The organism is Lelliottia amnigena, from assembly GCF_019047465.1.
Lineage (GTDB): Bacteria > Pseudomonadota > Gammaproteobacteria > Enterobacterales > Enterobacteriaceae > Enterobacter > Enterobacter amnigenus.
Genome location: NZ_CP077236.1, coordinates 3,988,119 through 4,002,599 on the forward strand (window position 1 = coordinate 3,988,119; position 14,481 = coordinate 4,002,599).

At 48.5% G+C, this 14,481-nt stretch carries 13 protein-coding genes; 10 read left to right on the forward strand and 3 right to left on the reverse strand.

Translation table 11 applies throughout. The features are described 5' to 3' along the window. Positions 1–9: 9 nt before the first annotated feature. The 5 genes from I6L74_RS18790 to I6L74_RS18810 all read left to right on the forward strand — a co-directional run bounded on the left by I6L74_RS18790 (position 10) and on the right by I6L74_RS18810 (position 6,423). Complete coding sequence (locus I6L74_RS18790; protein WP_059178923.1) at positions 10–1,446, forward strand: glycoside hydrolase family 32 protein; 1,437 nt, start codon at positions 10–12, stop codon at positions 1,444–1,446. A gap of 167 nt (positions 1,447–1,613) precedes the next feature. Continuing rightward, complete coding sequence (locus I6L74_RS18795) at positions 1,614–2,813, forward strand: OmpG porin family protein (protein WP_243398839.1); 1,200 nt, start codon at positions 1,614–1,616, stop codon at positions 2,811–2,813. A gap of 15 nt (positions 2,814–2,828) precedes the next feature. Beyond that, positions 2,829–4,322, forward strand: coding sequence for a glycoside hydrolase family 32 protein (locus tag I6L74_RS18800; protein WP_059178925.1), 1,494 nt, complete (start codon positions 2,829–2,831; stop codon positions 4,320–4,322). A gap of 12 nt (positions 4,323–4,334) precedes the next feature. Further along, the gene (locus I6L74_RS18805; protein WP_059178926.1) at positions 4,335–5,348 is read left to right on the forward strand and encodes an OmpG porin family protein; all 1,014 of its coding nucleotides are present in this window, start codon (positions 4,335–4,337) and stop codon (positions 5,346–5,348) included. 118 nt (positions 5,349–5,466) lie between these two features. After that, entirely contained in the window at positions 5,467–6,423 is a 957-nt protein-coding gene (locus I6L74_RS18810; RefSeq protein WP_059178927.1) for a PfkB family carbohydrate kinase, read from the forward strand. A 92-nt stretch (positions 6,424–6,515) separates the two neighbouring features. Here the strand turns inward: I6L74_RS18810 and I6L74_RS18815 are convergent, their stop codons facing one another. After that, positions 6,516–7,439, reverse strand: a complete 924-nt coding sequence (locus tag I6L74_RS18815) for a LysR family transcriptional regulator (RefSeq protein ID WP_059178928.1) — start codon at positions 7,437–7,439, stop codon at positions 6,516–6,518. Between the two features lie 233 nt (positions 7,440–7,672). On the opposite strand from I6L74_RS18815, the gene I6L74_RS18820 reads away from it, so the two are divergent. The 5 genes from I6L74_RS18820 to I6L74_RS18840 all read left to right on the forward strand — a co-directional run bounded on the left by I6L74_RS18820 (position 7,673) and on the right by I6L74_RS18840 (position 12,372). Then, positions 7,673–8,869, forward strand: coding sequence for an MFS transporter (locus I6L74_RS18820; protein ID WP_059178929.1), 1,197 nt, complete (start codon positions 7,673–7,675; stop codon positions 8,867–8,869). A 12-nt stretch (positions 8,870–8,881) separates the two neighbouring features. After that, positions 8,882–9,910, forward strand: a complete 1,029-nt coding sequence (locus I6L74_RS18825) for an alpha/beta hydrolase (RefSeq protein WP_059178930.1) — start codon at positions 8,882–8,884, stop codon at positions 9,908–9,910. 52 nt (positions 9,911–9,962) lie between these two features. Next, a complete protein-coding gene (locus tag I6L74_RS18830; protein WP_059178931.1) occupies positions 9,963–10,406 on the forward strand; it encodes a cyclophilin-like fold protein in 444 nt (147 codons plus the stop codon). Positions 10,407–10,769: 363 nt separating this feature from the next. After that, positions 10,770–11,057, forward strand: a complete 288-nt coding sequence (locus I6L74_RS18835; RefSeq protein WP_059178932.1) for a VF530 family protein — start codon at positions 10,770–10,772, stop codon at positions 11,055–11,057. A 7-nt stretch (positions 11,058–11,064) separates the two neighbouring features. After that, positions 11,065–12,372 (forward strand): glycoside hydrolase family 10-like protein, encoded by a 1,308-nt coding sequence (locus tag I6L74_RS18840; protein ID WP_174521007.1) that lies wholly within the window; start codon positions 11,065–11,067, stop codon positions 12,370–12,372. A 12-nt stretch (positions 12,373–12,384) separates the two neighbouring features. Here I6L74_RS18840 and dsbG read toward each other — a convergent pair whose 3' ends face one another. Next, positions 12,385–13,146 carry a thiol:disulfide interchange protein DsbG gene (gene dsbG, locus I6L74_RS18845; RefSeq protein WP_059178933.1) on the reverse strand — a complete coding sequence of 254 codons (762 nt, stop codon included), beginning with the start codon at positions 13,144–13,146 and terminating at the stop codon, positions 12,385–12,387. Positions 13,147–13,188: 42 nt separating this feature from the next. Continuing rightward, on the reverse strand, positions 13,189–14,409 hold the full coding sequence (locus I6L74_RS18850) for a diguanylate phosphodiesterase (protein WP_059178934.1): 1,221 nt from the start codon (positions 14,407–14,409) through the stop codon (positions 13,189–13,191). Positions 14,410–14,481 lie beyond the last annotated feature (72 nt).

Below are 14,481 nucleotides of genomic sequence, written 5' to 3' on the forward strand. Positions count from 1 at the left end.
GAAAATTTAATGACAAACTTATTAAAACAGGCTGAAGAAAGACTTGAAAAAATGCAGGCCGAAATAAACCCTCGCTGGTATCCACGCTATCATCTTGCCGCACGTGCGGGCTGGATGAACGATCCAAATGGGCTGGTGTGGTTTGACGGCTGGTATCATGCCTTTTATCAACATCATCCCTATTCGACAAAATGGGGGCCGATGCACTGGGGGCATGCGCGTAGCCAGGATTTAGTCCATTGGGAACATCTCCCCGTCGCCCTGGCCCCGGAAGGTCCCGAAGATAAAGAGGGATGTTTTTCCGGCTCTGCGGTTGTGGACGGCGATACGCTGGCACTCATTTATACCGGACATAAATTCCACGGTTCGGCCGACACCGATGACAATCTTTATCAGGTGCAATGCCTGGCCACTAGCCGTGATGGTATTCACTTTGAGCGCCAGGGGATGGTGATTGATACGCCGCCCGGCTTGCATCATTTCCGCGATCCGAAAGTCTGGCGCGAAGGCAATGCGTGGTACATGGTGGTTGGCGCGCGCGTTGACAATACTGGTCAGGTACGCCTGTACCGTTCGAGCGACCTTCGCAACTGGCATGACGAGGGCATTCTTGCCGAAGCTGAACCAGGAATGGGCTACATGTGGGAGTGCCCTGATTTCTTTACCCTGGATGGAAAGCGCGTGCTGATGTTCTCTCCACAGGGTATGGCTGCAGAAGGTTATGAAAAACGTAATCTTTTCCAGAGCGGATATTTGCTCGGAGAATGGCAGCCCGGTGAGGCGTTTGTTCATAACGGCCAGTTTATTGAGATGGATAGCGGTCATGATTTTTATGCCCCACAAAGCTTCCTGAGCCCGGATGGTCGCCGCATCGTTATGGGCTGGTTAGCTATGTGGGAATCACCGATGCCAGAGCAGCAGGATGGTTGGGCAGGCATGCTCTCACTGCCACGTGAATTGAGTTTGGATGACAGCAATCGCCTGCTGATGAAGCCCGCAGCAGAGGTCACAGCCCTGCGAGGCAGCTATTTCCCCGTACCGGCTCACTGCCTGACCAATCAGCGGTTACTTGTCGCAGCGGATGCCGACGCGGTGGAGTTATGTCTGGAATGGGATCGTATCGCTTCACCGGCAGAACAATTTGGCATTGTGATGGGAAATGGGTTGCGTATTTACGTCGATAACCAGTCTCAGCGCCTGGTGTTAGAACGCTCAGGTCCTGATTGCGCGTTAACAGGAACGCGCAGCATTGCCCTTGCAGAGGGCGATTCACTTTCATTGCGTATTTTCATCGACCGTTCATCCGTCGAAGTATTTGTCAATGACGGTGAAGCTTGCTTAAGCAGTCGGATTTATCCGCAGCCAGGACAGCGCGATATTATGTTATTTGCAAATAGTGGAACGGCGGCGTTAAAGGAAGCCGGATACTGGTCTCTGGATAGATAAATCAGGCCACTATCATCTTAATTTTAAAGTGTGCGTTTTTATTACTGCCAGTCTCTGGCTGGCATTATATTGTCTAAAATCACGAGATAGAAAAAATGGATGAGAGATTAACGCATCATCATTATATACCTCTAAATAGAATAAAATTACCCGGCAGGAATAAAACAGTGGCTCTGCTTTTGTCATGTGTTATTTGCCCTGCCTTCGCGGAAAAAGGAACAGCATTATCGGAGAATTATACAGGAAATTATCAAAGCTATTTTCATGACGAGGACGATGCTCAGCAACCTCGACCTTCATCCATTAAACGTGGTAGCCCGCGCTCAGCCGTACGCGTGCCTTCGTCTTCTGCTGCCAACAGCCCGGTAAGCAGTCAAACGTCTCCGTCCTCTTCTGCTGCGATCGGACAGGCTTCGACTGCGCAAGAGCATAGCGTTGTAGCTGATGATCCCGATGACGTAAGCCTTTTACGCCTGAGGCAGGAAGCCCCGCCGGTGCACTGGGACAGTATCGGTCGCAACATGGAAGCCGGTGGCCTGCATGGAAACATCGGCAGTCAGATTGAAATTGATGATGTCCGCTGGAAAAACAAAAATAATAATAGTGGAAAATTCAAACTGGCCACGATTCAGGCTTTTTTAAGACATGATGAACTGCCTAACTGGTACTTTGGTTTCTGGAATGCCCGCGAGGACAGCTATAAAGGGCAATTCAGTAACCAGGACTATAAAGGCACCAATACAATCAATGAACTCTTTGTCGGGCATATTTTTGAAACATGGCGCGGGAATATCGGTACAGAAGTCATGGTCGGTTCTGAGACGGCGACAAAACGCTGGAAGAGTCGCTTTAAAATCTGGCAGGACTTACGGTTGTCGAGTAAATGGAGTATTGCCGGTTATACCTATGGCGAATACCAACCCCAGGGTAATCAACCCGGAAATGGCGATCTGGAACAGGTTATTTTTGAAACGGAACCGGCAATTCAGTATCGCGTTAACCCCGATCTAGGTCTGTATTTGCGTCCTTATTATTATTACAACAGACAGGTGCGGGAAAGCTGGGGCGATATTGTTGAGCAGGAATGGAAAGTGACCGCCGGACTCTGGCGAAACTGGTTCCCATTATTAACGTCAATGTATATCGGTATCGGACAGGACAAAATTGAGAATGCCAGTAACGCCAATGAAGTCTTTTACGACGGACGTTATAAGTTTATTGGCGGCACTCTGAGCTATCCCGTTTTTGGCGAAGTCCGTCTTTATGGCGAATTTAAAGCGTCCTTTACGAAAGAATCAGGACTCTGGACCGTTACCGGCCATTCGTGGAACCCGTTCACCGTCGTTGGCGTGACGTATAACTTCTGATACCCAAGGGATAGCATGAAAAAAATAACTTCAGCGGTTCTTATCGCTCTGCTGGTGCTGGCTACAGGTAATGTACTCGCGTCATCACCTTTGTCGAAAGAAACACAGCAAAATAAAAGTATTACCCAGGTTGACGCCTTTTTCCCACGGGTGGAGGGTTCTTTTGTGGGCGATCCCATGCCAGTTTACGCAGATGGCCTTTTTAATATTTTTTACCTGAATGACGTGCGGGGTGGCAGTGATTTAGGCGTACATGCGATTCATCTGCTCTCCAGCGCAAACTTGTATCACTATCAGAACCAGTCGGAAGTCATTCCTTACGTTAATGATGTGAACGATCCTGAGCTGCTTTTGGGTACGGGCTCCATTATTAAAGTGGGTGATACCTGGCATGCCTGGTACACCGCCCATAATGAAAATGTCTTTCCGGTTGAGTCGGTCATGCATGCCACCAGCAAAGATCGGGTGCACTGGGTTAAACATCCTCAGGACACGCTTCTGCCCGGAGACAACTATCGCGGCAACGATTTTCGCGATCCTCATGTCGTCTGGGTTGAAGAGAAGAAAGAATACTGGATGTTAATTACTACCCGCAGCAACGGCCGGGGGATCATCGCGCGCTACAGCTCAACGGACTTAAAGAACTGGCACGATCGGGGCGTCTTTTTTGATAATGACACCATCACCAGTAATGCAAATCTTGAATGTCCGACGCTTGTTTTCTTCAATGGACGCTGGTATCTGAGCTTCAGCGATCAATGGCCGCTGCGCCTGACGCAATACCGCGTTGCAGATAACCCAGAAGGGCCGTGGCGAAAGCTGGATAATTATGTTGTGGATGGTTCTGGCTTTTATGCCGGTAAACTGACCATTAAAGATGACCGCTTATTTGTCTTCGGCTGGATCCCGACTAAAGCAGGCAACAGCGACAACGCAAGCATAGACTGGGCCGGAAATCTGGTGGGTCATGAACTCGCCGCAGATGCTAACGGGGAACTCAGCAGCCTTATCCCGCAGGAGCTTCAGGCTGTCATTCATGATAACCCTGGCCCGGTTCACACCTTAACGCCAGTTAAGACGATGCAAACAGCAACGCAATTTGCGCCTCTGCAGTCGGCCCTCTACCCTCCGCTGCCGTCAAAGGGAGAGCTGGTCGCCACGGTGAATATACCCTCTTCCGGTATGGTCATGAGTTTTGGTCTTAATGACGATAACGTAAGTAAGGCAACGCTTAACGTTGTATTTAATAAAAGCAAAGGGAAAGTCTATTTCTTTAATTCCCCTCTGGAGACCATTAATCAGCACAATGCTGAGTCATGGATTGATGTCCCCTTAGGTGAACAAGTCGAATTACGTGTGCTGATACAGGATTCTATTGCCGTCTTTTACATTAATAACAAAGCGGCATTCAGTACCCGCATGTATTCCATGCCGGAAAAGCCATGGAGTATCAGCCTGCCTCAACACGATAGTTTTCACGCTACGTTGAAAATAAAAGAAATGATCTGACGGGATATTATGATGAACAAACAACACGCCCTGGCGCTTATTTTTACGCTGATGCTTCCGACATTTTCAAATGCAAGCATGAGTCTCATGAAAGATTTATCCGGAAAGGTCGTTGCCGTTGATCCATGGTCGTATCTGGATGAGGAGGTTATGTGGACGTCAACCCGCTCCTCTAATCCAGCAGGCGGTCGCGTTCACGGTCAGCTTAAAATGAAATATGCCATTGAGGATAATAACTGGCGAAATAGCCATTTCCACAACGGCTCTGATTCTCTGACTTTCGTGCAGGGTGTTATGCGCCACGACAGTTTACCCGGATGGTATCTGGCATTTTCTGAAGGCAGAACCACAAATTATAACGGTACTTGGGATAACCAGACTTACCTCAACCAGAATCAATGGACGCAACTTATTGTTGGTCACGAATACGTCTATAAACGTCTGCGCTACGGCTGGGACGTTATGGGCGGAAGTGCGTCAGTGGATGATCGCTGGCAGGCGCGCGTGAAATTCTTCTCCGATTTGCGTTTAACGGACAGTTTTTCCTTTTTCAATTATCTGTATCAGCAGATCGATCATCGCCGCAGCGGAGGGGCTCAAAACGACCGTGACGTCCGTTCTTTTAAAATCGAACCTGGCGTCCAATATATTATCAACAACACCACCGGCGTCTGGCTTCGCCAGCAATTTGCCTCCGCCATTTTAGACAGGGAGCAATGGGGAGATATTGATGATAAAAGCTGGATGACCTCTATCGGGGTCTGGCGTAACTGGGGGAAATTATCAACCACACTCAGCGGCGGATATGGTCATTATACGAAGAAAAATGCCCAGAAAGAGGATGGCGAAGTCTTCCAGAATACGCGCAGTCGCTTCCTCAAAGTGTCAGCAAATTACCCCCTGACCTCTCGTTTTACGCTATCCGGAGAAGTAACAGGTTCTCTGAATAACCAAAGCGGAAGCTGGGTCACGAATGGCGATGCGATCACCACCAACTATAAGTTGATGCTGGATTATAACTTTTAAAAATACGCGGTTGATTATTAGCGTCGGGAGGGAAGCGGATATCGTTTGACCGCGAGTGCCGCCTCCGCCGCTGGTGACTTCAGAGTATGAATTTCTGATTATTATGTGAGGCAATTTTATGAACATTTGGACGCTTGGCGATGCAGTGGTCGATCTCTTACCGTTATCCGATATGCAATATCAGGCCTGCGCGGGGGGCGCGCCCTTTAACGTTGCGGTGGGAACGGCGCGTTTGAATTGTCAGAGTGGTTTTATTGGGCGAGTGGGCGACGATGACTTTGGTCATTTTTTAAAGGAAACATTGCGCACGGAAGGTGTCATCGTTCAGAGTCTTCAAGAGGATAAGCAGCACAGAACCAGCACGGTACTGGTGTCGCTCAGCAATTGCGGGGAACGTGGGTTTACGTTTTTGACTAACCCTTCTGCCGATCAGTTTTTAACAGCAGATACCCTTCCCGACTTTCGGGACGATATTCTCCACTTTTGCTCCCTGGCCCTGGTCGGTGAATCCTGTCGTAATACCTTAGCGACAGCCATTGCGACCATCAAACAGCGTGGTGGATTACTGAGTTTTGACGTGAATTTGCGTGAGCAGATGTGGAGCGATAAACAGAAGATGCGCGATTATGTGCACCATTTCGCGCAGCAGGCCGACATTCTCAAGTTATCAGAAGAAGAGTGGTACTGGATGGCAGAAACGCATGATTTTAACAAAGCGCTGGAGTTTCTTAAGACGTTGCCAGGTCGCCTGAAGGTGGTGACCTATGGTGCGCAGGGATCCATGGTTACCTGGGAAGATAAGGTTATCCATTTCAATGGCTATACGGTTAACAGTGTCGATACCACCGGTGCTGGAGATGCTTTTCTGGCGGGCTTACTTGCTTATATTGCCCACGACGGTCTCCCGCAGACCCTTGAACATGTAAGAAATGCCCTCACTCAGGCCAGCGCCTGCGGAGCACTGGCAACAACGCTTAAAGGTGCACTGACTGCCTTGCCGGATCGCCATACGCTCGATGCATTTATTCGCCAGAATGCATTGCTGGAATACGAAACAAGACCTTTGCAGCTCTGATTCCGGTCAGCATGAGCAACCCGAATTTGCCAGAAACGTTAACTTACCGCTAAAAAACCGCCTTATGGCGGTTTTGCTCATCTTTGGAAACGCTACACGACCTCTGACTTGCCAGTAGGTTCGCGTTTTCGACTTACCCGCAGCGCATCAACGACCAGTGAGAATGCCGGAGAGGGTTGTTTTCTGCTGGGATAATATAAGTAGTAGCCAGGAAAGGGTTTGCACCATTGCTCAAGGACGCGAACCAGCCTACCGTCTTCAATATGAGTTTTAAATTCTTCTTCTGGCAAAAAAGCAATCCCGAGTCCCGCAAGCGCAGCATCGACAATATGTTCAGAGGTATTAAAAATGAGCTGTCCGCTGACGCGCACGTTAAGATCTCCCCCATCCTGATCAAAATCCCAGACATACAGCCCGCCTGAGCGGATCATTCGTTGATTTATACATTTATGTTGCGTCAGCTCATGGGGTGTATCAGGGACTGGATACCTCGAAAAATAATCCGGAGATGCGACTGCGGCCATACGCAATTTAGGACCAATGGGGACCGCTATCATGTCTTTATCAATGGTGTCACCCAGTCGAACGCCTGCATCAAAACGGTCTGCCACAATGTCGCGAAAACCGTGGTTGGCATCGAACTCAATATTAATATCCGGATATTCATGTAGCAGAGGTGTCAGTTTTGGCAGCAGCGTGCTGTGCAAAACATTTGGTCCACAGGTGATGCGCACTGTTCCTGCCGGTTTATCACGCAGTTCGGTCAAAATATCCAGCTCGGCTGCAATTTCATCAATACGACTCCCTATCGCCAACAGCAGTCGCTCTCCCGCAGATGTCGGCGATACGCTGCGGGTGGTTCGCGTCAGAAGGCGAATTTGCATACGCTCTTCAAGTGCGGAAATCGCCTGGCTAATAGCGGATTGAGTGACACCCAACTGTGCAGCGGCGCGGGTAAAACTGCGTTCACGGGCGACGGTGACAAAATAAAGAAGGTCGTTCAGGTTGCGTTTCATCAAGTACAGCCCTCATTAATTAGCATCACTTATAAAGCTATTAAGTATTCATTAGCTAGTAATGATGCCCCCTGCGTGTAAAATTTCCAACAATAGATGAGTAAGTAATGGTTAATTAATGCCATTACCCTTTTTCATCGTCATTCACCTTTTATCTTCTGACGTTATTCCTGTGAATAGCGTCCGGCCCCGGCTTACCTGAAAACTGCCGGGGGATTCGGAGTCAGCAATTTATGTCCACATCGTTGAGAGACTCATCTCTTCACAAAGACCGCGCGTACTGGAGCGGCGTATTCGCAATGACATTATGCGTCTTTGCGCTAATCGCTTCGGAATTTATGCCTGTCAGCCTGCTGACGCCTATATCAAGAGAGTTAGGCGTCAGTGAAGGATGGGTTGGCCAGGGGATCGCCATTTCCGGCGTGTTTGCGGTGATGACGAGTCTCTCTATATCGACACTGGCCGGGGGAATCAATCGCAAGATATTGCTGTTGAGCATGACGGCATTGATGGCGATTTCCGGCGCTATCGTCGCGTTAGCGCCCAATTATCTGATTTACATGGTAGGTCGTGCCCTGATCGGTATTGTGATTGGTGGATTCTGGTCGCTGTCTGCCGCCACGGCTATTCGACTGGTTCCTCAGCATCAGGTTCCTCGCGCACTGGCTATTTTTAACGGGGGCAACGCGCTGGCAACGGTTATAGCCGCACCGCTGGGGAGTTATCTGGGGTCCGTCATCGGCTGGCGGGGTGCATTTTTTTGTATCGTTCCGGTCGCGGTAATTGCTTTTGTCTGGCAGTGGTTCAGCTTGCCAACAATGCCAGCGGATAAAGAAGAAAAACGTACCGGCACTGTTTTTCGCCTTTTTGCTAACCCTGTTGTGGCCGTTGGCCTTGCCGCCTGCGGATTGTTCTTTATGGGGCAGTTTTCTTTGTTCACGTACCTGCGTCCATTCCTTGAGACAGTTACACAGGTGGATATCGCAACGTTGTCGTTCACCTTACTAACCATCGGTATCGCGGGCTTTATGGGTACCCTGGTAATTGGCATATTTTTGAAATACGACTTTTATTCCACGCTTATTGCTATCCCTTTCCTGATGGCGGTCATCGCCGTCGCCCTGATCGCTTTTGGTCACAGCATTTGGATTGTTGCACCCTTGCTTGGCTTATGGGGATTAATCGCCACTGCTGCGCCTACCGGTTGGTGGACATGGATCGCCAGAACCTTGCCGGAAGATGCGGAGGCTGGCGGTGGTCTGATGGTTGCCGTAGTGCAGTTGTCCATCGCACTGGGCTCCACAATCGGCGGATTTGCATTTGACCACAGCGGCTATCAAAGCACTTTTACCCTGAGCGGCCTCTTATTAGTGATAGCGGCTGTCTTAGCATTATTGACGTCACGTAAAGATTTCCACCACACCCGATGAGGTAATTCCCTGATGAGAATATTTACCATGCTGTTAGGACTGTTAATCAGTTCATTTGCTGCCACAGGAGCCGATATGTCTAACGGCGCTGATAATTTTTACAAAAGCGATAAGGTCACTCAGAAAAAGGTGACTTTTAAGAACCAATATCAGATGACTGTAGTCGGCAATCTGTTTATGCCTGAAGGAATGGATCAGAACGCTAAAACACCGGCAATTGTCATTGGCCACCCAATGGGAGCTGTAAAAGAGCAAAGCTCAAACCTGTATGCACAAAAACTGGCGGAACAAGGGTTTGTAACGCTGGCGATTGACCTTTCCTTCTGGGGAGAAAGTGAAGGAAAGCCCGGACATCTGATTTCACCGGAGATTTATTCAGATGATTTCAGTGCCGCAGTCGATTATTTGAGTACTCAGCCTTATGTTGATCCGGAAAACATTGGCGTGCTGGGTATTTGTGGGAGCGGGAGTTTTGTTATCAGTGCTGCCAAAATTGACCCGAGAATGAAGGCCATTGCCACAGTCAGCATGTATGACATGGGGTCGGCTTTCCGGAACGGACTTCATCACTCAGTTACGCCTGAACAACGCAAAGCGTTTATTAAATCTGCAACAGAACAACGACTTGTTGAGTTCAAAGGTGGCGAAATTGCCTATATCCCAGGTACGGTTAACAAGCTTGATGACGCAACGCCAGCGATACAGCGGGAGTTCTTCGATTTCTACCGTACTCCCCGTGGAGGTTATACCCCACAGGGTGAGAAAGAGGAGCTGACTACAAAGCCGATGTTGAGCAGTATTGGAAAGTTTATGAACTTCTATCCGTTCAACGATATCGACACCATTTCACCACGTCCGATGTTGTTCATCACAGGCGATCAGGCGCATTCGAAAGAATTTAGCGAAGATGCTTACAAACGTGCCGGACAGCCGAAAGAGTTGTACATCGTGCCAGGCGCAGGCCATGTCGATCTGTATGACCGTACCGATCTCATTCCGTTTGCTAAGCTGACATCATTCTTTAAAGCTAACCTCAAATAATGGTCTGAAGTCGCATCCTGTAGGGTGCGACTCATTTTCGCGAGGGTCATCAATGAAATATCTGTATGCCTTAATCTATTTCCTGCTTATGGCAAGTACCGTTGCGGGCCATGCCGATACCTCGCCCCTGCCTTTAAAGGTAAGCACAATGACAGTGAAAATGAACATTAACGGCCAGCAATTTTATGTCAGACTTAATGACAACCCTGCGGCTAAAGCATTTGTTGAAGCTTTACCTTTGCAACTTTCAATGGATGAGCTGAATGGTAATGAAAAGTTCGCTGACCTTCCGCATGCGTTGCCTTCCAGCCCGGTGCGCCCGGGTACCATTCAGGCGGGCGATCTCATGCTGTACGGTAAAAAAACGTTGGTTTTGTTCTATACATCCTTTGAATCCTCATATCGCTATACACCGATTGGGAAAGTTATTAACCCAGAGAGCCTCTCCGCTGTAATGGATAAAAAGAAATTATGGGTTGAGTTTGATAACAATTAAATCAGCGATCTTTAGTTTATAGGCTCATTCAGATATTGAGCCTGATGGCTGCAATGAATAATGACGGCTCTTATCAGTGCCGTGTACATTCATTACACCCAGAACAGTGAAATAGCCTATCTATACTGGAACTATCGAACCTGACACCGACTTCAACATCAACGCACCAGCCTAACTTGATGATTTAAATAATTAAACCCAATAATGCTTGCGCTACGTGAATTCTGCGATTTCTCCTGTACATAGATAAGCCAGAATTCACGCAGCCAAACCATAAATAGAGGGATAATTTGCTGATGGGCCTGCTTTCTTGTACCCTTCCTTTGCACTTCAATCACCACAATCAGCAACAACTGGATTCATATGGCCGATCATCTTTCTAAAGACCCGTTGCATGGCATCACGCTTGAAATGCAAATCAACGCACTCGTTGCACATTACGGCTGGGATAAGCTCGGCAAACTGGTCAACATTAATTGTTTTAAAAGTGACCCTAGCGTCAAATCCAGTTTGAAGTTTCTGCGCCGCACGCCCTGGGCGCGCGCTGAAGTTGAAGCGCTGTATCTCGATTCCCGGGAAGATTTTTCATCTACTGACGATGACAATCACAACGATGACCCCTGGGCCAATAGTCGAATGAAAAAGAGCTAAGCCGAAAATGCCGAAAAACGTGAAACGTGCCGGCGCGCTCATCGCCGTTGCGCTGTTGCTTGCCAGCTGTTCGTCCAAACCGCCCGTCTCTTTAGTGACGCCTCTTCCGCCGGTGGCAAAACATCCGCTGACGGTGAAGTCATCCAAAGATTCAGGACCTATGCGCGGCGTTTGGCTTGCAACCGTTTCTCGTCTCGACTGGCCGCCCGTGTCATCCGTCAATATCAGCAATCCGACCACCCGCAACCTTGTGCAAAAAAAAGCGCTGACCGATAAGCTCGATAAATTGCAGAGCCTGGGAATTAACACTGTGTTTTTCCAGATTAAACCGGACGGGTCTGCGTTGTGGCCATCGCAAATATTGCCGTGGTCAGACACATTGACCGGAAAAATGGGGCAAGACCCCGGCTACGATCCGCTGCAATTTATGTTGGACGAAGCGCACAAGCGCGGCATGAAAGTTCACGCCTGGTTTAATCCTTATCGCGTAACGGTTAATACCAAACCCGGAACGGTTGCAGAACTGAATCGCTCTATTTCACTCAATCCAGCCAGCGTGTATGTCCTTCATCGCGACTGGATTCGTACGGCAAGCGATCGTTTCGTTCTCGACCCTGGCATTCCAGAAGCCAGAGACTGGATCACCAGTATTGTGGCCGAAGTCGTCTCGCGTTATCCCGTAGACGGCGTGCAGTTTGATGACTATTTCTACGCTGAGACCCCGGGCTCAACGCTTAACGACAGCCTCACCTACCAGAAATATGGCAGCGGATTCAGTACAAAAGCGGACTGGCGACGGAACAACACCCAACAGCTTATCGAACAGGTTTCGCGCACAATTAAGCAGTTAAACCCTAACGTTGAATTTGGTGTTAGCCCTGCTGGCGTCTGGCGGAATCGTTCACATGATCCGTTAGGATCGGAGACGTCCGGAGCGGCGGCCTACGATGAAGCCTTTGCTGATACCCGTCTCTGGGTACAAAAAGGATTGCTGGATTATATCGCCCCTCAGATTTACTGGCCCTTTTCTCGCAAAGCGGCCCGCTACGATGTGTTGGCAAAATGGTGGGCTGACGTTGTAAAACCGACCAACACGCGCCTGTATATTGGTGTCGCACTTTATAAAGTGGGTGAATCGTCAAAGAATGAGCCAGACTGGACCGTCAATGGCGGCGTGCCTGAGCTGAAAAAACAGCTCGATTTGAATGAATCAGTACCGCACATTGATGGAACGATTTTGTTCAGAGAGGATTATCTGAACCAGCCCCAGGCGCAGGACGCGGTGAATTACCTGAGAACGCGCTGGGGCTCGTGAAGAATAAAACGGCTATTCCGGTTTTGGTCCGAACATATCCAGAAGCTGTTTCTGATCGGGCATGCCAACCACCTGCTGAAGCTCGTTTTTATCATTCATATAATATATAGCTGGCGTCGCACTGGCGCCCAAATCATCCATCAACGTCTGATGTTGCTGAAGCTGATTAAACGTCTCTCTCGACGTGCCGCCCTCATATTTCGGCAGTGTTTTGCCCCCCGATAATTCGTATTCTTTCCAGGCGGCAACGGGGTCGGCAGCATTCAATATTGCCGTCGCGTGGGGACCACTCTTAGGATTCAAAAAAGCCACCAGCAGCGTATTTAATTGTACCTTACCTGCTTTCACCCACGGCTGTGCTTCCAACCAAAATTTCTTACAGTAAGGACAAAATGGATCGGCAAAGACAAACACCTTTTTCGAGGCAGTATCTGCGCCCTCTTTCAACGGCTGCGTCTTATTCAGTCTCTCCCACATCTGTTGCCCCAGCGGAATATAAATCTCTTTCTGAAAATATTCCTCGCTAATGTTTTTCCCTTTTTCATCATAGAGATAACCGGAGATCACATGTTTACCGTCTGGTGTGAGAAACAGCGTGACGCCCATATCCTGATATTGACCTATCCAGCTTTTGATACCACCGGGCGCATCTATTTCTTTAATATTTTTAATATCCTGCTGTTCGCCAAAATGCTTCACGACCGCAGGGATCTCCCCGGCAGCGAAGGACAATGTAGGTAAAAACAGTGCAGCGAGATAAAGACAACGTTTCATTTTTAATTCCGGGTAATGTGTGGGATAGGCATGGCAACAGAATTAATGTGCGTCGATTAATTGCGGCCAGTAAATATCGCCAACACCATTTAATTGCGGTCGGGCGAATAAAAATCCCTGGAAGCGTTTTATTCCGGCAGATTCCAGCCAACACCACTCGTCAATTTGTTCAATCCCTTCCGCCACCAGCGTAATTTCCAGATCGGTACAACAGCTGATAATGGATTTCACAATTGCCTGCTTTGGACCGCTGCGATGGATATTTGTGATAATCTCGCGATCGATTTTAATCTTGTCCGGTTGGAATTTAGTCAGAAGCGATAATCCAGCATAACCCGAACCAAAGTCATCAATCGCCAGGCCTATTCCCGCAGCACGGAGCTGTTTGATAGCACTATTGAACTGGTTGAATCCAGAAATCATCTCATTTTCAGTAACTTCGACCACAACCTGTTCTGGCAAAAGCTGGTATTTTGCGATGCTTTCAACTAAAAATTCTACCGCACCGGGTACATTGACCAGCGACATCGGCAGTAAATTAATGGCGATTTTATGATCGCCTATACCGATTTTCTCTGCCAGCGCAAAGGCATAGGCTTTCGTTTGCAGGTCGATTTCGTAAATTCTGTCCGGGTCCAGGGCGTTAAAAAAATGCTCAGGACTACCGCCATCGTTGCCACGGATCAGGGCTTCGAGCGATGTGATTTTACCTTCAGAAGGATCGACAATCGGCTGGAAGGCAAACTGGCAAATTTGGCTGCTTATCAGACCATCAATGCCGTCACCAAAGGGCGCGTGTTCGCGTTCAAGCTTCCAGTTATTGGGGCAATAAACTTTTCTGCTTCCCGATTTTTTACCTTGAGTAATAAAGGTCCGAATGAATTTAAACACCCGATCGTCTGAAGTCAGATAACTGTCGAGTTTGCTAAAGCGCAACACCGACGCCAGTACAGATTGCTGACTTTCGTCCTGGAGATCGAATAACACCATGCCGACGTTATCAAACCGTCTTCTTGGCCCATAATCGCGCAGAAGCTCAACGACGCACTGATGCCGTTTATCTCCACGAATTTTATGAAACAGTTTAACGACACTCTCTTCAGTTCCTTCGAGGAGCTGCAGAAAGTCCACGCCGTTAAACAGCAACATGCCGGTGATATTCAGTCCCGCATTGCGGAGCTTTGCCTCCTCGACAAGTGACGTCAGCGAGAATGGTTCACAGGATGAATTTAACTGGCTCCGATAAATGAGTGTAGTCAGCACAGTAATATGTCCCGTTTTGATAATTGCGCTTTTAAGCGATTGTTTATCATAATTTATAGTCCAGGACTAATA

Excerpts from the sequence above, each read along its gene's own strand:
- I6L74_RS18820 (WP_059178929.1), top strand. The coding sequence starts at position 7,673 with ATGTCCACATCGTTGAGAGACTCATCTCTTCACAAAGACCGCGCGTAC.
- I6L74_RS18840 (WP_174521007.1), top strand. The coding sequence starts at position 11,065 with ATGCCGAAAAACGTGAAACGTGCCGGCGCGCTCATCGCCGTTGCGCTG.
- I6L74_RS18805 (WP_059178926.1), top strand. The coding sequence starts at position 4,335 with ATGAACAAACAACACGCCCTGGCGCTTATTTTTACGCTGATGCTTCCG.
- I6L74_RS18810 (WP_059178927.1), top strand. The coding sequence starts at position 5,467 with ATGAACATTTGGACGCTTGGCGATGCAGTGGTCGATCTCTTACCGTTA.
- I6L74_RS18830 (WP_059178931.1), top strand. The coding sequence starts at position 9,963 with ATGAAATATCTGTATGCCTTAATCTATTTCCTGCTTATGGCAAGTACC.
- I6L74_RS18800 (WP_059178925.1), top strand. The coding sequence starts at position 2,829 with ATGAAAAAAATAACTTCAGCGGTTCTTATCGCTCTGCTGGTGCTGGCT.
- I6L74_RS18825 (WP_059178930.1), top strand. The coding sequence starts at position 8,882 with ATGAGAATATTTACCATGCTGTTAGGACTGTTAATCAGTTCATTTGCT.
- I6L74_RS18790 (WP_059178923.1), top strand. The coding sequence starts at position 10 with ATGACAAACTTATTAAAACAGGCTGAAGAAAGACTTGAAAAAATGCAG.
- dsbG (WP_059178933.1), bottom strand. The coding sequence starts at position 13,146 with ATGAAACGTTGTCTTTATCTCGCTGCACTGTTTTTACCTACATTGTCC.
- I6L74_RS18815 (WP_059178928.1), bottom strand. The coding sequence starts at position 7,439 with ATGAAACGCAACCTGAACGACCTTCTTTATTTTGTCACCGTCGCCCGT.
- I6L74_RS18835 (WP_059178932.1), top strand. The coding sequence starts at position 10,770 with ATGGCCGATCATCTTTCTAAAGACCCGTTGCATGGCATCACGCTTGAA.